17 protein-coding genes are annotated in these 18,113 nt (G+C 63.1%); 10 read left to right on the top strand and 7 right to left on the bottom strand.

Annotation, left to right across the window (positions count from 1 at the left end):
• Window positions 1-82 precede the first annotated feature (82 nt).
• Window positions 83-664 (top strand): PEP-CTERM sorting domain-containing protein, encoded by a 582-nt coding sequence (locus IFT60_RS08050; protein ID WP_192051439.1) that lies wholly within the window; start codon window positions 83-85, stop codon window positions 662-664.
• Window positions 665-909: 245 nt separating this feature from the next.
• Complete coding sequence (locus IFT60_RS08045) at window positions 910-1,491, top strand: PEP-CTERM sorting domain-containing protein (RefSeq protein WP_192051438.1); 582 nt, start codon at window positions 910-912, stop codon at window positions 1,489-1,491.
• Window positions 1,492-1,625: 134 nt separating this feature from the next.
• Here IFT60_RS08045 and IFT60_RS08040 read toward each other — a convergent pair whose 3' ends face one another.
• Entirely contained in the window at window positions 1,626-2,777 is a 1,152-nt protein-coding gene (locus IFT60_RS08040) for a branched-chain amino acid ABC transporter substrate-binding protein (RefSeq protein WP_192051437.1), read from the bottom strand.
• Window positions 2,778-2,975: 198 nt separating this feature from the next.
• On the opposite strand from IFT60_RS08040, the gene IFT60_RS08035 reads away from it, so the two are divergent.
• Window positions 2,976-3,446, top strand: a complete 471-nt coding sequence (locus tag IFT60_RS08035; protein ID WP_192051436.1) for a hypothetical protein — start codon at window positions 2,976-2,978, stop codon at window positions 3,444-3,446.
• A 263-nt stretch (window positions 3,447-3,709) separates the two neighbouring features.
• Window positions 3,710-4,252, top strand: a complete 543-nt coding sequence (locus tag IFT60_RS26925) for a CPBP family glutamic-type intramembrane protease (protein WP_192087939.1) — start codon at window positions 3,710-3,712, stop codon at window positions 4,250-4,252.
• A 185-nt stretch (window positions 4,253-4,437) separates the two neighbouring features.
• On the opposite strand, the gene IFT60_RS08025 is transcribed toward IFT60_RS26925, so the two are convergent.
• From IFT60_RS08025 to IFT60_RS08015, 3 genes are all read right to left on the bottom strand, one after another.
• The gene (locus tag IFT60_RS08025; RefSeq protein WP_524537863.1) at window positions 4,438-5,697 is read right to left on the bottom strand and encodes a PQQ-dependent sugar dehydrogenase; all 1,260 of its coding nucleotides are present in this window, start codon (window positions 5,695-5,697) and stop codon (window positions 4,438-4,440) included.
• Window positions 5,698-5,726: 29 nt separating this feature from the next.
• The gene (locus IFT60_RS08020; RefSeq protein ID WP_192051433.1) at window positions 5,727-6,158 is read right to left on the bottom strand and encodes a DUF2231 domain-containing protein; all 432 of its coding nucleotides are present in this window, start codon (window positions 6,156-6,158) and stop codon (window positions 5,727-5,729) included.
• A 146-nt stretch (window positions 6,159-6,304) separates the two neighbouring features.
• Window positions 6,305-7,396 (bottom strand): alkene reductase, encoded by a 1,092-nt coding sequence (locus tag IFT60_RS08015; protein ID WP_192051432.1) that lies wholly within the window; start codon window positions 7,394-7,396, stop codon window positions 6,305-6,307.
• Window positions 7,397-7,559: 163 nt separating this feature from the next.
• On the opposite strand from IFT60_RS08015, the gene IFT60_RS08010 reads away from it, so the two are divergent.
• From IFT60_RS08010 to IFT60_RS07995, 5 genes are all read left to right on the top strand, one after another.
• Window positions 7,560-8,540, top strand: a complete 981-nt coding sequence (locus IFT60_RS08010) for a LysR family transcriptional regulator (RefSeq protein WP_192051431.1) — start codon at window positions 7,560-7,562, stop codon at window positions 8,538-8,540.
• A 156-nt stretch (window positions 8,541-8,696) separates the two neighbouring features.
• Complete coding sequence (locus tag IFT60_RS08005; RefSeq protein WP_192051430.1) at window positions 8,697-9,125, top strand: DUF2185 domain-containing protein; 429 nt, start codon at window positions 8,697-8,699, stop codon at window positions 9,123-9,125.
• A gap of 118 nt (window positions 9,126-9,243) precedes the next feature.
• A complete protein-coding gene (locus IFT60_RS08000) occupies window positions 9,244-9,558 on the top strand; it encodes an EthD family reductase (protein WP_192051429.1) in 315 nt (104 codons plus the stop codon).
• 20 nt (window positions 9,559-9,578) lie between these two features.
• On the top strand, window positions 9,579-9,710 hold the full coding sequence (locus tag IFT60_RS26780) for a hypothetical protein (protein WP_267874574.1): 132 nt from the start codon (window positions 9,579-9,581) through the stop codon (window positions 9,708-9,710).
• A gap of 89 nt (window positions 9,711-9,799) precedes the next feature.
• Entirely contained in the window at window positions 9,800-10,663 is an 864-nt protein-coding gene (locus IFT60_RS07995) for a CAP domain-containing protein (protein WP_192051428.1), read from the top strand.
• A 353-nt stretch (window positions 10,664-11,016) separates the two neighbouring features.
• Here IFT60_RS07995 and IFT60_RS07990 read toward each other — a convergent pair whose 3' ends face one another.
• Window positions 11,017-13,080, bottom strand: a complete 2,064-nt coding sequence (locus tag IFT60_RS07990; protein ID WP_192051427.1) for a M13 family metallopeptidase — start codon at window positions 13,078-13,080, stop codon at window positions 11,017-11,019.
• 205 nt (window positions 13,081-13,285) lie between these two features.
• Between IFT60_RS07990 and IFT60_RS07985 the strand changes: the two genes are divergently transcribed.
• A complete protein-coding gene (locus IFT60_RS07985) occupies window positions 13,286-14,188 on the top strand; it encodes a helix-turn-helix domain-containing protein (protein WP_229510732.1) in 903 nt (300 codons plus the stop codon).
• On the opposite strand, the gene IFT60_RS07980 is transcribed toward IFT60_RS07985, so the two are convergent.
• Together IFT60_RS07980 and IFT60_RS07975 are read right to left on the bottom strand one after the other, a co-directional pair.
• Window positions 14,175-15,485 (bottom strand): MFS transporter, encoded by a 1,311-nt coding sequence (locus IFT60_RS07980; protein ID WP_192051425.1) that lies wholly within the window; start codon window positions 15,483-15,485, stop codon window positions 14,175-14,177. The two genes, IFT60_RS07985 and IFT60_RS07980, sit on opposite strands and share 14 nt — an antisense overlap.
• Window positions 15,478-17,940, bottom strand: coding sequence for a family 20 glycosylhydrolase (locus tag IFT60_RS07975; RefSeq protein WP_229510731.1), 2,463 nt, complete (start codon window positions 17,938-17,940; stop codon window positions 15,478-15,480). Before IFT60_RS07975 ends, IFT60_RS07980 begins: the two co-directional genes overlap by 8 nt.
• Window positions 17,941-18,113 lie beyond the last annotated feature (173 nt).

Genomic DNA, 18,113 nt, shown 5'->3' with positions numbered 1-18,113 from the left:
CCAAGGTATTGATACTAAACAATATATTTCTCTGGCACAGCAATTGCTCATATGCAGGAATACAATCACACAGGGGTGTTCCATGTTTTCCTTCCAGGCTTCCAAATTCCTGAAACTCGCCATCGCGGGGATTGCACTCGCTTCCCAGGCCGCCTTCGCAGCGCCGGTATCGTTTTCCGGCGAACTGACCGCATCGGACCCCAAGTTCAACCGTCCGTTCACGACGAATGCTCTCAGCGGCGCCGGTACCAATGTGGCCTATGACTTGTACAGTTTTCATGTGAGCGCCAACGGTATCTATTCGATGGAAACGACCTCGTTCAACTCGTCCCCTTCCGATACCTTCCTGGCCTTGTACCAGGGTGCTTTCAACGCGGCGTCGCCGCTGGCCAACCTGCTGACCGTGGATGACGACAGCGGCGCCGGCTCGCTCTCGTTGATCAACCAGGCACTGCAAGCCAACAACCAGTACTTCCTGGTAGTGACCTCGTATAACAACAACCAGTTCGGCACCTATACCGGACGCTTCGATACGGTGAGCGGCGGCGGCCAGGTAACTCTCGGCGCGCTCGTCGTCAACCAGGTGCCGGAACCGGGCACGCTGGCGCTGCTGCCGCTGGCTGCGCTGGGCGCGGCCCTGGCGCGCCGCCGCAAGCGCGCTTGAGGCCGCACTCCGGAAGCGGAGTAAATTAACTCCGATTCTAGAGTAACTAAGCTAAACGATAATGCCACCGTCGGCTGGCGTTATCGCTTTAATGTTGCTCAGGTAAACATAGGACAGTATGTCGACTTTATTTACAAGAAGTCACATCGCCCAGCAGTATGTATGCCAAGGCATTGATACTAAACAATATATTTCTCTGGCACAGCAATTGCTCTAAGCTGAGAACACAATCACACGGGGGTACCATGTTTTCTTTCCAGATTTCCAAATTCCTGAAATTCGCCATTGCAGGCGTCGTACTGGCTTCCCAGGCTGCATTCGCAGCACCGGTAACGATTTCCGGTGAACTGACCGTATCGGACCCGAAGTTCAACCGTCCGCTCTCGGCGACTTTGCTCAGTGGCGTCGGCACCAACGTTGCCTACGACGTGTTTGGTTTCTACGTGAGCGCGAACGGTACCTATTCGATTGAATCGACCTCGTTCAGCGCCCAAGGTTCCGATACTTTCCTTTACGTGTACCAAGGCGCTTTCAATGCGTCCTCGCCCCTGACCAACCTGCTGGCCTACGACGACGACTCCGGCGTCGGCTCCCTGTCGCTGATCAACCAGGCACTGCAAGCCGGCAACCAGTATTTTCTGGTGTTTGCCGCGTATTACAACAATGATTTCGGCACCTATACCGGACGCTTCGATACGGTGAGCGGCGGCGGCCAAGTAAGCCTTGGCACGCTCGTCACCAACCAGGTGCCGGAACCGAGCACGCTGGCCCTGCTGCCGCTGGCTGCGCTGGGCGCGGCCCTGGCGCGCCGTCAGAAGCGTGCCTGAGGACATACTCCAGAATTGGAGTATGCTGACTCCGATTTCGGAGTGACCGAGCTTGAACGACAACGCCACCTTGCGGTGGCGTTGTTGTTTCGATCTGCCTGTGCAATTGCAGGTAATTGCCCAGGCCGTTCCTGCTAACGCAGCACTTGCAATTTGGTCTTCTTTCCCTTGCGATAGGTGTACAGCGTCAGCGCGGCATTTTTCAAATCGCCCTTCGGATCGAAGGCGATACTGCCGGTGACCCCCTCGTGTTTTACCGCGGCCAGCGCCGGCAGGTATTTCGCGGGGTCGCTCGAATTTGCCGCCGCCATCGCCTGCGCGAACACCATCACCGCATCGTAGGCGTAGGGCGCATAGGTCTGCACCGGCAGTTTGAAGCGCTGCTGGTAGCGCTGGTTAAATGCATTCAGGCCCGCTTCCTGCGCGGCATCGACCCCGCCTGCCACCACGCAAAACACCTTGTCGTCGACCAGCGCGTCGCCGGCCAGTAGCGGCATCTTTTCCGAGCAGACGCCGTCGCCCGACACCAGCTTCGCGCGCAGCCCGAGCGCCTTCATTTGTTTCAGCATCGGGCCAGCCACCGCATCCATGCCGCCATAAAAAATCACGTCCGGATCGCGCGCGCGGATCTGGGTAAGAATCGCATTGAAATCGGTTGCCTTGTCGTTCGTGAACTGGCGGCTGACGACCGTGGCCGCCGGTCCCGCCTTCTTGACGCCCTTGACGAATTCATCAGCCAGCCCTTGGCCAAAGGCGGTGCGGTCATCGATCACGGCGATCTTTTTCGCCTTCAATGTGCCGATCGCATACGTGGCCAGCGTGCGCCCTACCAAATTGTCATTGGCGACCACGCGGAAAGCCGTTTTAAAACCCTGGTTGGTGTACAGCGGCGTGGTGGCGGCCGGCGAAATTTGCGGGATGCCCGCGTTCGAATAAATCTTCGAGGCCGGCACCGTGGTGCCCGAATTCAGGTGCCCGACCACGGCCGCCACCTTCGCATCGACCAGCTTTTGCGCCACCGCCGCGCCGGTCTTCGGGTCGGCCGCATCGTCCTCGGGCTGCAGCACCCACTGCACCTTGCGGCCGCCCAGCACGATCCCCTTCGCGTTGAGCTCGTCGATCGCCATGCGCGCGCCGTTTTCGATGTCCTTGCCCTGGTGGGCGCCGGTGCCGGACAGCGGCGAAGCGGTGCCGATTTTGACTTGCAGGAGCTTGGCGGGTGGTTGGGCGTGGGATGCGGCAGCGAGGGCGAACAGGGAGGCGGCGGCGATGGCAGAGCGATGCATGGCGGGTTTTCCGTGGACGGTGCGGTTGATTGTACTGCCGGGCCGCTTGCGACCTCGCAGGCAATCGTGCGTCATTGTTTAATTAATCCCCGTTACTGAATATGCGGTCAAAAATATTCTGTTTTTTCTAAATTCTTTTGTGCAATAATTTATTTATAACAATTAGCTGGCGCCGCCGGCATTGACAAGGGGATGGAAATGAACAAAGAGAATATCGTACGCACTGCTTGTGTATTGGCGACGACCGCGCTATTGGCAAGCCTGACTGGTTGCGCTTCGATCGTCAGTGGCACCAACCAAGTCGTTTCTGTCGAAACAATCAGCCCTGCGGGAAAACTCGACGGCGCCACCTGCAAACTGCAAAATGACAAAGGCGTGTACTACGTTACTACGCCCGGTACGGTCACGGTGCATCGCGCTTACGGCGATATGAACGTTACCTGTGACAAGGCTGGCATGGGCTCGGGTGTGGCAAGCTTCAAATCCTCGACCAAAGGCATGATGGCCGGTAATCTCCTGTTCGGCGGCGTGATTGGCGCGGGGGTCGACGCTGCGTCCGGTGCAGCCTATGATTATCCAGCGCTGCTCCAGATCATGATGAACGACAGCATCAGCACTGCCGTTGCGACCGCATTGCCTGCGGCGGCGGTGACCGGCGGATCGAAATAAGCATTCCGGATTTCGCGAAGGACGCCCATTGCCCGGATTAGCATTTTCAACATCTGGACATAACCTCAACCGTACAGTTAGGAATGACGGCAAGAACCCTTGAGTCCACGGCTGACTTCAGGTAGTGCTATGGGCAGGTCTGAATGTTCGACCTGCCTTTTCTTTGGTTCTCCTTTGATAAAGCACCTCATTTGGCATCCCAGTGATGAATGACTTTACTCAGGCTGGGCCCGAAGCAGAATAGGCATGCCTGCTGGAATAGCGTGGTCCACAAAAATAATGTGAATATGAACTTCGCCATGATCGCCAAGTATCTGTGCTGGGACGACAAATCATTGGTGGCAGGCCTTTGGCGCTCTGTTGGTGTTGGCGCATGCACTGCGGCGTTACTTTCCCTGTTGTCTGCTCTGCTGTTTGCATTGATGGACCTCGCCAACATCGGCGGTCTGGCAGGAACTGGAATCTTCGAGGGTGGCTGGATATTCACCTTTTTTGCTGCGGTTATCTGGGCGCCACTTTGGGAAACATTGATAGCTCAACTGGTCCCGATCAGCCTTTTTATGAGGTTTGGTGCGCGGCCATCGATAGCGGTGTTAGGTAGCGCGGTGCTGTTTTCCGCCGGACATGTGGCTTATGGTGGGGGCATTGGACAGGGCTTAGTGACTTTCGTAGCAGGTCTGCTCATGGCCAGTTTATTTGCTGCAAATGCACGTCCGGGGCCGGGGCGCGCCTTTCTATTCACAGGAACTGCCCATGCGGCTAATAACGCGCTTGTCATACTGCTCTCGTTTGGACTCGGCTTCTAGTCAGGCTAGTCCGGCGAACAGCACTGCCAATACTGGTTTTGTTTTTCTGATCAGTATCATGGCATTGTTTGGGTCGTAAGCTGATACCAACTCGGCGATTATTGGACATTACAAAAAAAAACGCCAACCCTCGGGTTGGCGTTTTCATTGCTATCCGTTGGAAGCAGAGTCCGATCAAGCGACATTCACCGATTCCGCGTCACCCTCCACACCGTATTCGCCAGATCATCCGCCACAATCAGCGCCCCGCGCGGATCGACCGTTACACCGACCGGGCGCCCGCGCGTCTTGCCGTCGCCATCGCGGAAGCCGGTAACGAAATCGACTGGCTCGCCAGCAGGACGTCCATCGGCGAACGGTACGAAGATCACCTTGTAACCCACCGGATTGGAACGGTTCCAGCTGCCGTGCTCGCCGACGAAGGCACCATTGGCAAATTTGTCCCCCATGGCCGGCTGCGAGAAATGCAACCCAAGCGCGGCGACGTGCGAACCCAGGCTGTAGTCGGGCTTGATGGCGGACGCGACCTTTTTCGGATTCTCCGGTTTGACACGCGGATCGACGTTCTGGCCCCAATAGCTGTAAGGCCAGCCGTAGAAGCCGCCTTCGCGCACCGAGGTCAGATAGTCGGGCACCAGATCCGGGCCCAGTTCGTCGCGTTCGTTGACCACCGACCACAACTGTCCGGTTTGCGGATGCATCGCCAGCGCGGTCGGATTGCGGATGCCGGTCGCGTATGGCTTGTGCGCGCCGGTGGCCGCGTCGATTTGCCAGACCTCGGCGCGATTCAGTTCGGCTTCCATGCCGCGCTCGGTGATGTTGCTGTTCGAGCCGATACCGACGTACAGGAAGCGGCCATCGGGACTGACGGTCAGCGACTTGGTCCAGTGGTGATTGATTTCGGACGGCAGTTTGGCGATGCTGGTCGGCGCGCCGCCGGCTTTCGTTTGCCCTTCCTGGTAGTCGAAGCTGACCAGCTCATCCTGGTTGGCCACGTACAGTTTATTGTTCGCAAACGCCAGGCCGTAAGGAGCGTTCAGGTTCTCGGCAAACACGGTTTGCAGCTCGTACTTGCCGTCGCCGTCGGCATCGCGCAGCAAGGTCAGGCGGTTGCCGCTCTTGACCTTGGTGTTGCCCTTGGCCTTGATGTAGCCGGCGATCACGTCCTTCGGCTTGAGCTTGGCCGCGCTGCCGCCGCGCCCTTCCGCCACCAGGATGTCGCCATTCGGCAGCACCAGGGTCTGGCGCGGAATCAGCAGATCGGTCGCGATGGCCGTGACGCTGTAGCCTTCGGGGACGGTCGGCTTTTGATCGCCCCAGGCCGTCGGTTCGGCGATCTTCATGCTCGGCAGCAGGCCGCGTTGCGGTTCCGGCAGTTTGGGGTCGGGTCCGCGCGCCTGGATGGCGACGCCGTCTTCGCTGCACGCGCCGAGCAGCAGTGTCATGCCCAATAATGCCAATGTGGTCGAGCGCTTCATTGCACACCTCCCTTGCGGCCGCTCAGTCCCACCCAGGCCGACAGGCAGATCAGCAGGAAGACGATGGCGGACAACACCAGGCCCGACGGCATGACGGCCCAGGCATCCTTCGCATGTTGAAAAGCATTGACCAGGCCCAGCACCCAGGTCACCAGCAGCGCCAGGAAATAGGTCAGCGGCTGTCCCGCCTTGTGGCGGGCACGGATCAGGTTAACCAGCGCGAACAACAGCGCGAGCCCGCTGCAGAGTAAACCGCCGGCAATCAGCCAGGAAGCAAAATTGCTCCACTGGATCTGGTATGAGTCGTTATAGGCCATATCGCTCAGCAGGGCGCCAAGGAACAGGGGAACGGAGCCGCCAAGCAGGATCGCATGGAGCGGGCCTGGTGGGTTCCGGTAGGTCGGGTTGCCAATGGTGGCGGAAGACATGGAAAGGTCCTTGATGGTGGTTTGATATTTAAATCATAACGATCATCCGCGTGGCATGTCGCAGCGTTGGTTCCAGCGAAATAACGTCAATACATAAAAAACGCCAACCCTCGGGTTGGCGTTTTCCTTATTCCAGCTCAGGCTATTCAAGCCGCCTGGTCCAGCGTCGGATAATCGATATACCCTGCTGCGCCCGGCACATAGAACGTCTGCGGGTTCGGTGTATTGAATGGCGCATTCAGTTTCAGGCGCTGCACCAGGTCCGGGTTGGCGATATAGGCGCGGCCAAAGGCGACCGCATCGGCACGGCCCGATTCGACGGCATCAAGCGCCATCTCGCGGGTATAGCCATTGTTCGCGATATACGTACCCTTGAATGCCTGGCGCGCCCAGGCGAAATCGAAGCCGGGAATGTCGCGCGGGCCGCCGGTGGCGCCCTCGACGAAGTGGATAAAGGCGATGCCGCGCTTGTCCAATTCTTCGACCAGATAGCCGAACACGGCTTGCGGGTTGCTGTCCGCGAGATCGTTGGCGGGCGTGACCGGCGACAGGCGGATACCGACGCGGCCGGCGCCAATCTCGGCCACCACCGCGTCCACCACCTCCAACGCAAAGCGGGCGCGGTTCTCGATCGAGCCGCCGTATTCGTCGGTGCGCTGGTTGGCGCCGTCGCGCAGGAACTGGTCGATCAGGTAACCGTTGGCGCCATGCAGCTCGATGCCGTCGAAGCCGGCACGGATCGCATTCGCGGCGCCGCGGCGGTATTCGGCGACGATTTCCTTGATTTCCTCAGTCGCCAGGGCGCGCGGCTGCGGCGCCTCGACCTTGCCGGCGTGGGTGTAGGCGGTCACTTTCGGCGTCACGGCCGAGGGAGCAATCGGCTGCACGCCGCCGGTGAGATTCGGGTGCGTCACGCGGCCCACGTGCCAGATCTGGGCGACGATCTTCGAGCCGGCTTCGTGCACGGCCTGGGTGATCGGCTTCCAGCCTTCGACCTGCTCGTCGGAATAAATGCCGGGCGTGGCCATGTAGCCTTTGCCGAGCGGCGAGACTTGCGTGCCTTCGCTGATGATCAGGCCGGCGTTGCTGCGCTGGCGGTAGTACTCGACGTTCATCGGGCTGCCCGGGATGTCGCCGGCGGCTTCGTCGGCGCGGCTGCGGGTCAACGGGGCCATCACGACGCGGTTGGCAACTTCGATGTCGCCGATACGGGTGGGCTCGAAAAGTTTGTGGGTCATGATGGGTCCATTTCTGATTGGCATTATCGGGCCGCCGGTCGCTGAGCTTTCAATGAGCCATCGCCGGCGGCCACTACAGTTGCTACTATAGATATTCCTGGCACCTGCGGGTAGACCGCACGAATGATATGATTTATTCCTGACAGGAATAGAAAGGATCAACATGGACCGTTTGCGCTTGATGGAAACCTTTGTCCGGGTGGTCGAAACCGGCAACTTCTCAGCCGTCGCGCGCGAGGAGCGCAGCACGCAATCGGCCATCAGCAAGCAGGTGCAGGCGCTGGAAACCATGCTCGGCGCCAAACTGCTGGTGCGCTCGACGCGCAGCCATGCGCTCACTGAAGCGGGCAAGCGCTATTACGAGCGCTGCCGGCAAGTGCTTGACACGATCGAGGATGCGCGGGTCGAAGTGCAACGCACCGAAAACGAGATCTCGGGCGTGCTGCGCGTGGCGGCGCCGGTGTCGTTCGGGCGCCTGCACATCGTGCCGCGCCTGAACGCGTTTTTCGAGCGCTATCCACGGTTGAAAATCGACCTGCAGCTGGATGACAGTTTCGTCGACCTGGTCGTGGGCGGCATCGACGTCGCCTTCCGCGTTGGCGAACTGAAGGACAGCCGCCTGATCGCACGCCGCATCGGCACCGCCCACCGCGCCGCCCTCGCCGCGCCCGCCTACCTGGCGCGCCACGGCGAACCGCAGACGCCGGATGCGCTGCGCAATCACCAGTGCATCGTCTACACCGGTCTCGCCAACGTCAACGAGTGGAGTTTCCAGGACGAGGACGGCGCCCAGCACACGGTGCGCGTGGGCGGCCATTTGCAGTCGAACAGTTCGGAGGCGATCCGCCAGGCCGTGGTCGAAGGCCTGGGCATCTGCTACACGCCGCAATGGGTCTATGGCGACGATATCCGCGCCGGCCGCGTAAAACCGATCCTGACGCGCTACCGGCTACCGCCGCTGCCGCTGAACGTGGTGTTCCAACCTGCACGGCGGCCTTCCCTAAAAATCAGCCATTTCGTTTCGTTCTTCGCAGAAGAATTTGCGCGCGATCCGGACATTTCGCCGATGCTGGCGGCGGATGAGGCGCCGCACGATGCGCTGGGCAAGCTCAGTGCCGGCTATTCCGCACCATTTAAAACCTGACGTGCCCGAATCGACGCACGTGATGCCGTGACAGTCGTCCACAGTTGTCTACCACATGGGGCTTGCCATCACAACAATAATGCTTCTACACTGCTCGATGCGAATCAGCCGGAAAAATAGTCCGATCATCGACAAAAGCCAGGATCAATCAATCTCATGCGCCGACGCCTTCTTTTGTTAGCTTGCGCCTTGCGCGCCCTGTTCGTGTCCCGTCCTGCTTTGTCTTCGGAAGAGCCAAAGCCATCCGCCACACCGGCGCCGAAGAAATTCGCCTTGCCGGGCGAGGCGATCCGCGACCTCGTTCCCATGTTCGGTGGTGCACTCGCGACAGACAGAATCATGGTCGATGCGCAGAAAGTCGGCTATATGTACCGGGAAAAGCCGGCCAACCCGCAAGATACCGGCTGGCGCTTCTTTTCCGGCGATGAGGATCAGGCCTATCTCGACGACCTGCGCCATACCGGAATCTATGCCGTCAACACAGTGGCCAATTATGATCCCGACATCATTCCTTATGTTGCAACCGCTGCCCCATGCGCGTTCGAAAAGATTCCGGGAACGACAACATATCGGCGCGTAGAGTAGCCCGGACAGGTCCGGGCCTGCTCGTCACGCCAGCCACGGCGCGAAAATCAACACAGCACTTGCAAAGCGCCGCACATCGGCGCACGATTATTAAGCCAACCATACGAAGGAGACCAGCATGATCAAGGTGAGCGTGATGTATCCGAATGGCCCCGACGCCCGTTTCGACGAAGTGTATTACTGCGACCGGCACATGCCGATGGTGAAGGAGCTGATGGGCGAGCATTGCAAGTACTACACGGTCGACCGCGCGATCGCGTCCGGCACGCCGGATTCGAATGCACCCTACATCGCCATGGGCCACCTGTTCTGCGATTCGGTTGATGCCTTCCAGGCCGGCTTCGGTCCGCATACGAAGCAGATCATGGGCGACATTCCCAACTACACCAACCAGACGCCGGTGATCCAGATCAGCGACGTGCTGGTCGGGTAAGCGCACGGTCCGGCGGCGCCATGATCGCTCCCCTTGCCTGTGCGGTCCTGACGCTGCTGTTGCTTGGCTGGATGCTCCGCGTTAATTCGAAGGATCGCAAGATGCTGGAGAAGGAACTGGAAGACGCGTTCGCGGACGATCCCGGCGCGTAGTCCGCAGCGCATCAAGTTGTTAGCAATGGCAACCGGGACTGCACGTGTTCCGGCGCGCGGGGTATGCTGTCGCGAATCGACTTTCCGCCATGCCGCTGATGCTTCGCCTCCATTTCACGTCCCTCCTCGCCGCTGCCGCCCTGCTCCCTGGCGGCGGCGCCCACGCCCAGAACGAACCCCGCCTGATTGCCCTGGTCAACGCCTACCGCGCGGCGCCCGGCGACTGCGGCGGCGCCCGTGACGCGCCCGTGCCGGGCCTGAAGGAAGATGCGGCGCTGGGACGGGTGCGCATCGGCACCGGCTCGTTTCCCGAATACGAACTCGAACGCGTGGGCTACGACGCGGCCCAGGTCGAGATCATCCATACCCGCGGCGCGCCGGATGCGGCCAGCGTGATGGAGACGATCCGCCAGCCCTACTGCCGCGTGCTGGCCAGCGCCGCCTGGCGCGACATCGGCGCCAGCCGCCAGGGCGACGAATGGACCATCGTGCTGGCACGGCCGCTGCTGCCGATTAACCTGCCCGAGCAGGAGGTGGTGGGGCGCGCGATCCTGGACGCCGTCAACGCCGCGCGTGCCGTCGTGCGCACCTGCGGTGAATCTACCTACGGCGCCGCGCCGCCGCTTGCCTGGGACAAGGCGCTGGGCGCGGCCGCGCTGGCGCACAGCCGCGACATGGCGGCGCGGCGCCACATGGCGCACGAAGGATCGGACGGCAGCCAGGCAGCCACGCGCGCCACGCGCGCCGGCTACAACTGGCGCCTGGTCGGCGAGAACATCGCCGCCGGACAGACCTCGGCCCAGGAAGCGGTCGATGGCTGGATCGAAAGTCCGGGCCACTGCGCCAACCTGATGAATCCGCGCTTTACCGAGATGGGCGCGGGCTATGCGATCAGCCGCGCGAAAATGCCGGGGTTTGTGTATTGGACCCAGGTGTTCGGGGTGCGCAAGTAGGATGGGGCATTCTTCGTTCAAGAACAACGCACAGACCTGTAAGGTGGGCGGCTCCACCTCTTCAGTTTGCGGGCCAATGGCGTTTGCGCCGCCCACGCGTTCAACCATCTGATGATTTGTCGCGAGGTTTCAGCGTGCGGTTGAACGCGTGGGCGGCGTCCAGGCAGCGGGCAGGCAGGCTCGCAGGTATAGCCGCCCACCTTACGTGTGTGCTCATCTGTCTCGAAACGAAGGCATGTAGGGTGGGGCCGCAATGACGAGCCCACGCGTGAACGATGAGCAGACGCGGCTCTCGATAGGGCCAACGTAGTGCATACGTCACGCGTGGGCACAGGGGCGCCCACCCTACGCCTTTACCAGAAAATCACACGCTCTTCCGGCTTCAGGTACATCTTGTCGCCGGCCTTGACGTCGTAGGCTTCATAAAAACCCGGGTGGTTGCGCATGCTGCCGTTGACGCGGAATTCCGACGGCGAGTGCGGGTCCGACTTCACTTGCGAGATCAGGGCGGCGTCGCGCGCCTTGCCGCGCCGGGCCTGGGCCAGGCCCATGAACAGGCGCTGTTCGGCGGTGAAGCCGTCGATCACCGGCGCCGGTTTGCCGTTCAGCGAAATGGCATAGGCGCGGCTGGCCATGATGGCGCCGGCATTGTCGGCGATGTTCTCGCCCAGCGTCAGTTCGCCGTTCACGTTGTAGCCGGCCAGCGGGCTGTAGGCGCCGTACTGGGCCACCAGCACCTTGCCGCGCGCGGCGAATTTTTCCGCGTCCTCTTTGGTCCACCAGTTGCGCAGGTTGCCGTCGCCGTCGAACTGCGAACCCTTGTCGTCGAACGCGTGGCTGATCTCGTGGCCGATCGAAATGCCGACCGCGCCATAATTGATGGCCGGTTCGGCATTCGCGTCGTACAGCGGATACTGCAGGCGCGCGGCCGGGAACACGACTTCGTTCAGAGTCGGGCTGTAATACGCGTTCACCGTCTGCGGCGACATGCTCCAGGCGAGGCGATCCACCGGTTTGCCCAGCTTGTCGATGCCATACTGGTGGCCAAATTCGCGCGCGCGCATGACGTTGCCGACCAGGTCGCCCTTGGCGATCTTCAGCGACGAGTAATCGCGCCACTTGTCCGGATAACCGATCTTGGCATTCATCTTCGACAGTTTCACTTGCGCCTGCTTCTTGGTCTCCGGGCTCATCCAGTCGAGTGTCTCGATCCCTTCGCGGAAGGCGATCACGAAATTCTTCACCATCGTTTCGACCTGCTGCTTGCGCTCGGCCGGGAAGTGGCGCGCGACGTATTCCTTGCCGACGATTTCGGCGAGGTCGCGGTTGACCTGGGCGATGGCCAGCTTGTCGATGGCGCGGTTTTCCTTGGTCCCGGCCAGCACGGCGCCGCGGAAGGCGAAGCTTTCGTCGACAAACGGCTTCGAGAGATACGGCGCGTAGCTGCTCAGCAGGCGGAATTCGAAGTAGGGTTTCCAGACTTCGAGCGGCGTGCCGGCGATGAGTTTATCCAGCCCGGCCAGGTAGCTCGGCTGGCTGACGATCAGCGAGTCGACCTTGCCCTGCACGCCGGTGCCCTTCATCCAGGCGCTCCAGTCGAAGCCCGGCATCAGCTCCTTCAACTCGGCCAGCGAGCGCTTGTTGTAGCGCTTGACCGGATCGCGGTTCTCGACCGCGCTCCACTGCACGCGCGCGATCTCCGTTTCCAGGGCCACGACCTGGGCCGCCTTGGCGGCGGCGTCGGTATGGCCGGCCAGCGCCAGCATCTTTTCGACGTGGACCTGGTACTTGTCGCGGATATCCTTCAGGCGCGCTTCATCCTGCAGGTAGTAGTCGCGGTTCGGCAGGCCCAGGCCCGACTGGCTGACCGAGACCACCAGGCGGGTCGAGTCGCGGTTGTCCTGGCCCACGTACATGTCGAGCGGAGCGCCGGCGCCGATGCGCGAGAAGTGCGCCGCCAGCGATGCGATGCCGCGCTTGTCCTTTAACGCTTTGACGCGCGCCAGTTCGGCGTTCAGCGGCTGGATGCCGAGCGCGTCGCGGCGCGCTTGGTCGACATAGCTGGCGTAGTAGTCGCCCATCTTCTGCGCGCCCGAGCCGGCTTTCGCCTTCTTGTCCGCCGCGGCGCCCGCGATGATGTCTTGCACCTGGCCCTCGACCTTGTCCTGGGCGTCGTTGAAGGCGCCCCAGCTGGCGCGGTCGGCCGGGATCTCGACATCCTTGAGCCACTTGCCCTGGCTGTAACGGAAGAAGTCGTCCTGTGCGCGCACGCCGTTGTCGATCGCCTTGACGTCGACGCCCGACGCGGCCGCGGTGGCAGCGGCTGCGGCTGCCTTCGGATGATCGTCGGCGGCCCCCGCGTGGGAGGCGACGGCGAACAGCCCCGCGATCAAAGTGCTGCACAGGGTGCGCTTCATAGTTGCTCCGTATTTCAGTGTTGTAATCAAACGATCCTAAAGGAAAAGACGGACCCTGCCAAGGGATGGCCGGAGCAATCGCATATGCATGGGTAGTTCGTACAACGCCTGTCAGTACAGGCGCTATCGATAATGGACGCGATCCGCAGCCAACGTATTGACGGCATGATCGCCACTGGCCGCGACTTCAGCCATAATGACGAGCATGAAACCGACCTCGCGCGTCTCCCGCCTGTACGAAGTCATGGACCTGATGCTCGACTCGGTGGGCGACCCGCTGGCCCTGAAAAACCTGGCCGCCTCGGCAAGCTATTCGTCGTTTCACTTCGACCGCATCTTCCGCGAGCTCACCGGTTTCTCGGCCGTCGAGTACCAGCGAAAACGTCGCCTGCGCCGCGCCGCCCACCTGCTGCGCCACGAACCGGACGTGTCGATCCTGCGCATCGCCCAGGATTGCGGCTTCCCCTCGAATGCCGCCTTCGCCAAGGCGTTCAAGCAGCAATTCGCGATGTCGGCCAAGGTCTGGCGCGAAGGCGGCTGGCGCACCTACATGGACCAGCAAGTCGGGCGCGAGAGCGACGTCAGCTTTTTCGTGGCCGAGCCGGACAACCTGGCGGTGATCCTCGCGCCCTACTGCCCGCCCGAGCCGGGCAGCGTCGCTGCACGCATCCGGGTGCAGGTGCTGCCGGCGCTGAACCTGCGCTACCAGCGCTTCTTCGGCCAGTCCGGCGCTGCCCTGTCGATCGCCTGCAACCTGTTCTTGTGCGAGCGCGAGCGCTGCGGCGACACGAATGCCGCCACGCCCTGGTACGGCGTGTTCGACGAAGACCCGGGTTTTACCGGCGAACGGGAATATTGTTACGACTTCGGTTTTGCCGGCGATGCCACACCCGACCCCGGCCTGGGCTTGCGCCTGCTCCCCGCCGGCACCTATGGCGTGCTCGATTTCTGCGGCGAGTGGCCGCGCTTTCGCTCGATGTACGAGGATTGGCTCGACCGCCAGGCCGCCTGGCGCCTCGACAGCACGCGCCCGCACATCCAGATGGTCGAACGCGGACCGGATGGGCGCTGGCGCGGCTGGCTGGCGCTGCCGGTCAAGAAGCGCTAGCCGTAGTCTTGGACTCCATGCGGATGAAGCAGCTCAGCACCAGCACCGGCAGCGCGCACGCCAGCACCCACAGGAAAAACGCGCGGTAGCCCAACGCCTGCTGGATGTCGCCGCTGACCACCTTGAACAGCACGAAGCCGAGCTGCATGAAGCCGGTGCCGAGCGCATAGTGGGCGGTCTGGTACCTGCCGCTGGCGACCACCTGCATGATGAACAGGATGATGCCGACGAAGCCGAAGCCATAGCCGAACATCTCGACACCGAGCGCGCCGGCGATGAGCGGCAGCGAATCGGGCTGCGCCGCGCTGAGGTAGTAAAAGACCAGGTTGGGCAGGTTCATCGCCAGGATCAGGAGCGGCATCGCGCGTTTCAAGCCGGCCCAGGCTGTGAAATAGCCGCCGGCGATGGAACCGGCCAGGAAGGCGACCGTGCCCGCGGTGCCGTACACGGCGCCCACCTCCGCCGTGCTCAGTCCCAGGCCGCCGACGGCGCGCGCGTCGCGCAGGAACAGCGGGCCGATGGTCTGGATCTGCCCTTCGGCGGCGCGAAACAGGATGATGAACAGGATCGCGGTCCAGATGCCCTCTTTCGCAAAGAAGGCTTTGATGACGTCGGCCAGGGTACGTGCGACGCCGCGCGCGGTGACCGTCGTGGAAGCCACGTTGAGGGTGCCCGGCAGCGCCCAGCCGTGGTACAGCCCCAGCCCGGCCAGCCCTGCCCCGAGCAGCGCGAACACCACGGTCCAGGCGCCGGCGGTGCCGATGCGCGCTTCCAGGAAGCCGGCCAGGATCACCAGGCCGCCGAGCGAAAGGAATTTGGCGGCATTGAAAAACGCGCCCTGCCAGCCTGCATACGCCGCCTGCTGGCGCGCCGACAGGCTGGCGATATACAGGCCGTCGGCGGCGATGTCGTGCGTGCTCGAGGCCAGCGCCACCACGGCCAGCAGCGCAAGCGCGAGCGTGAACCAGGCGGGCAGCTGCAGCGCCAGCGCGACCGCGGCCAGCGCGCCGCCGCCGACCAGCTGGAAGGTTACGACTAAGCGCTTCTTGCTGGGCGCCAGTTCCAGGAAGGGGCTCCACAGCGCCTTGAACACCCAGGCCAGGCCGAGCACCCCGGTCCAGCGCGCGATCTGCTCGTTCGGCACGCCCATGCTCTTGAACATCAGCCCAGCCACCAGCGCCACCGCATAGAACGGCAATCCCTGCGCCAGGTACAGGGTCGGCACCCAGGCCAACGGATGGCGCGTGACGACGAGCGGCGCGGTGGTGACGGGTGCAGAAGCGGAGACATCATGCATCGGTTCCATCCTTCAGGTCGAGGGTAATCACGCGGCTGCTGCGTCCGCGCGTGTCGAAACTGGCGATGGTGAAGCTCGCCCCACCCGATGGTAGCGCCAGCGGCACGCCATAGCGAGGACTGTCGGCGTCGGGCGCAGCGCCATCGAGGCGGTAGCGCAGCACCAGTCCGGGCAGCGCCACGTTCGCGTGGATGCGGCCGGCGTGCAGCAGCACGCCCGGTGGCGGCAGGCGGTAGCCATAGGCCAGGGCGCGGTCGAGCTGGGGCAGCGCATGGCGCCCGAGGCGGTTGGCGAATTCGTTCCAGTCGGCGTCGATGCGGCGTGCGCGTTCGGCTTCGTCAGCGAGAGCGGACCAGCACGGGTCCGGGCTCCAGGCCCGTTCCGCCAGCGCCAACAGGCGCGGCGCGGCGAGATATTCGATGCGCGCGCGAGAAATCGCATTCTCTCCCCACAGCTGCCCTTGCAGGCCAAGGATGCGCGCCGGCGCCGCCAAGCGCACCAGCCGCGCCGCGGCATCCGCGCCTAGCGGGCGTCCCATCTGGTCGCGGCCGGGCACCGTCTCCAGGTCGAGCGGGCAAAAGGTGAATGCGGTGCGGGTGTCGATGAAACCGGCCCAGTAATAGCCCGGCTCCTGCGGGTCCTTGGCGTGGGCGAGATCGAAATACAGGTGCGCGGCATTCGCCAGCACGACGTCGTAGCCGGCATTCGCCAGGCGCCAGGCGCAATCCTCCTGGCCGGAGCCGGTGGCATTGTTCCAGACGTAGACCTGGAAGCCCGGCCCCACGAAGCGCGGATCGGCATGCACGCCCTCCCCGCTTGCCACCAGGGCGTTGTCGTCCCAGCCGGCAAAGGCCAGGCCATGGCGCGCCAGGATCGCGCGGCAGCGCGCGGTGAAATCGGCACGCAGTTCGTGCACGCTCGTCCAGCCATGGCGCGCCATGCGTGCGCGGCAGATGGGTGAGCCGAGCCAGGCGCCGGCCGGGACTTCGTCGCCGCCCAGGTGGACCGTGCGGAGCAGCACCCCGGCCTGGCGGAACAGCGCCGCCACTTCGGCCACGACCGTGTCGACAAAGCGGTCGGCCGAATCGCGCGCGATGCAGATCACGTTGTCGTGCCAGAGCTGCACCGATTCGTAGACGGAGGCGTCATCCGGATCGTCGAGGCGGCAGGCGTCGGCGCCCGCGGTATCGCCGGCCGCCAGCAGGCGCGCGTGGCGCACCCGCATCGCCTGCACCGCGGCGCGCGCGTGGCCCGGCATGTTGAACTCGGGGATCACCTCGATGTGGCGCGCCTGCGCATGGCGCAGGATGGCGATGAAATCGTCGTGGCTGTAATGGCCGCTGCCGGCGGAAGCATCGACGCGTGCGCCGGAACCGAACGACGGCGGCAGGCACGCATTGCCATCACCGTCGCCGTCGTCCGGCACGCCGCGCCGGGCGCCGACCTCGGTCAGTTCGGGCAGCGCCGTGATCGGCAGGCGCCAGCCTTCGTCGTCGGTGAGATGAAAGTGGAAGCGGTTCAGCTTATACAGGGCCATGCAGTCGAGCAGGCGCAGCACCGTGTCCACATCGGCGAAATGGCGCGCGGCGTCGAGCATCATGCCGCGGTAGGCGAAGCGCGGCGCATCGCGCACATGCCCGCACGGCAGGCTGCCTGCGAGGCCCGCCAGTTGGCGCAGGGTCTGGATGCCGTTGAAGACGCCGTGCGCCGAGGCGCCGCGCAAACGCACCCGTTCCGGATCGATCTCGAGCAGGTAGGCCTCCAGGGGGGCCGGCGTGCCGGCGTCGACCGCGCCAAGCTCCAGCACGATCGTGGTGGCCCCGTGCGCCGGTGGCAAGGTGGCCAGCAGTGCCCGCAGCGAGGCGGCTTCGTTCTCAAGGCCGGGCGCAGCATGGAACAGCGTATCGGCGCCGATGCGGCAGCGCTCCTCCGTAAAGCCGGCGGCGAGTGGACGCGGCGTGATGCGCCCGACCGCCTCCGGCGGCAGCAGGAACACGGCGCCGTTCTCGGCAAAGCGGCGCGCCGCATCCATCGGCGGCACCTGGTCATCGCGCCGGCGCTGCAACTGGGCCGGCCGTATAAAAGGCAGGATGTGCGGGTCGCCCAGGTCGCGCGCCTGGCCGTCCGCCGTGACCAGGTAGAAGCCCAGCGGCGCATCGGTGCGGCTGATTGCCCAGAAGCGCGACTGGTACGTGATCTCGTAGGTGTCGCCCGGCGGCCATGGCGCGGCCGCCGCAGCGCGCAGGCGAAACAGGTCGCCATTCACATGCGCCATCGCGAAACCGGCGCTGACCGTCTCCGGCACGACCTTGCGGCAGGTGTTGAAGTACAGCGTCCAGCCGGGCGCGATGACCATGTCCGACACATTGCGCAGCACCAGCCTGGCGGCGAAACGTTCGTCGTCGAGGCCGTTGGCCAGGCATTCCCATTCGATCGCGACTGGCGTTGTCGGCATCGTCATCCTCAGTTACGCGTAAAAATGTCCAGGAAAGAAGCGCAGATATGTAAGGTGGGCGGCTACACCTGGCCGTATGCCTGGCGGCTGCCTGGATGCCGCCCACGCGTTCAACCACACTCTGAACTTCGCGACGAATCACCGGCTGGCTGAACGCGTAGGCGGCTTAAACG

This window comes from Massilia sp. CFBP 13721 (assembly GCF_014842025.1).
Lineage (GTDB): Bacteria > Pseudomonadota > Gammaproteobacteria > Burkholderiales > Burkholderiaceae_D > Telluria.
Note: the sequence above shows the minus strand (reverse complement) of the source record. Positions and strands in the feature narration are given on the sequence as shown.

What these genes read in the sequence shown, in the direction of transcription:
- IFT60_RS08050 (WP_192051439.1), top strand. Translation starts at nt 83, where the DNA reads ATGTTTTCCTTCCAGGCTTCCAAATTCCTGAAACTCGCCATCGCGGGG.
- IFT60_RS08045 (WP_192051438.1), top strand. Translation starts at nt 910, where the DNA reads ATGTTTTCTTTCCAGATTTCCAAATTCCTGAAATTCGCCATTGCAGGC.
- IFT60_RS08040 (WP_192051437.1), bottom strand. Translation starts at nt 2,777, where the DNA reads ATGCATCGCTCTGCCATCGCCGCCGCCTCCCTGTTCGCCCTCGCTGCC.
- IFT60_RS08035 (WP_192051436.1), top strand. Translation starts at nt 2,976, where the DNA reads ATGAACAAAGAGAATATCGTACGCACTGCTTGTGTATTGGCGACGACC.
- IFT60_RS08025 (WP_524537863.1), bottom strand. Translation starts at nt 5,697, where the DNA reads ATGACACTGCTGCTCGGCGCGTGCAGCGAAGACGGCGTCGCCATCCAG.
- IFT60_RS08020 (WP_192051433.1), bottom strand. Translation starts at nt 6,158, where the DNA reads ATGTCTTCCGCCACCATTGGCAACCCGACCTACCGGAACCCACCAGGC.
- IFT60_RS08015 (WP_192051432.1), bottom strand. Translation starts at nt 7,396, where the DNA reads ATGACCCACAAACTTTTCGAGCCCACCCGTATCGGCGACATCGAAGTT.
- IFT60_RS08010 (WP_192051431.1), top strand. Translation starts at nt 7,560, where the DNA reads ATGGACCGTTTGCGCTTGATGGAAACCTTTGTCCGGGTGGTCGAAACC.
- IFT60_RS08005 (WP_192051430.1), top strand. Translation starts at nt 8,697, where the DNA reads ATGCGCCGACGCCTTCTTTTGTTAGCTTGCGCCTTGCGCGCCCTGTTC.
- IFT60_RS08000 (WP_192051429.1), top strand. Translation starts at nt 9,244, where the DNA reads ATGATCAAGGTGAGCGTGATGTATCCGAATGGCCCCGACGCCCGTTTC.
- IFT60_RS26780 (WP_267874574.1), top strand. Translation starts at nt 9,579, where the DNA reads ATGATCGCTCCCCTTGCCTGTGCGGTCCTGACGCTGCTGTTGCTTGGC.
- IFT60_RS07995 (WP_192051428.1), top strand. Translation starts at nt 9,800, where the DNA reads ATGCCGCTGATGCTTCGCCTCCATTTCACGTCCCTCCTCGCCGCTGCC.
- IFT60_RS07990 (WP_192051427.1), bottom strand. Translation starts at nt 13,080, where the DNA reads ATGAAGCGCACCCTGTGCAGCACTTTGATCGCGGGGCTGTTCGCCGTC.
- IFT60_RS07985 (WP_229510732.1), top strand. Translation starts at nt 13,286, where the DNA reads ATGAAACCGACCTCGCGCGTCTCCCGCCTGTACGAAGTCATGGACCTG.
- IFT60_RS07980 (WP_192051425.1), bottom strand. Translation starts at nt 15,485, where the DNA reads ATGCATGATGTCTCCGCTTCTGCACCCGTCACCACCGCGCCGCTCGTC.
- IFT60_RS07975 (WP_229510731.1), bottom strand. Translation starts at nt 17,940, where the DNA reads ATGCCGACAACGCCAGTCGCGATCGAATGGGAATGCCTGGCCAACGGC.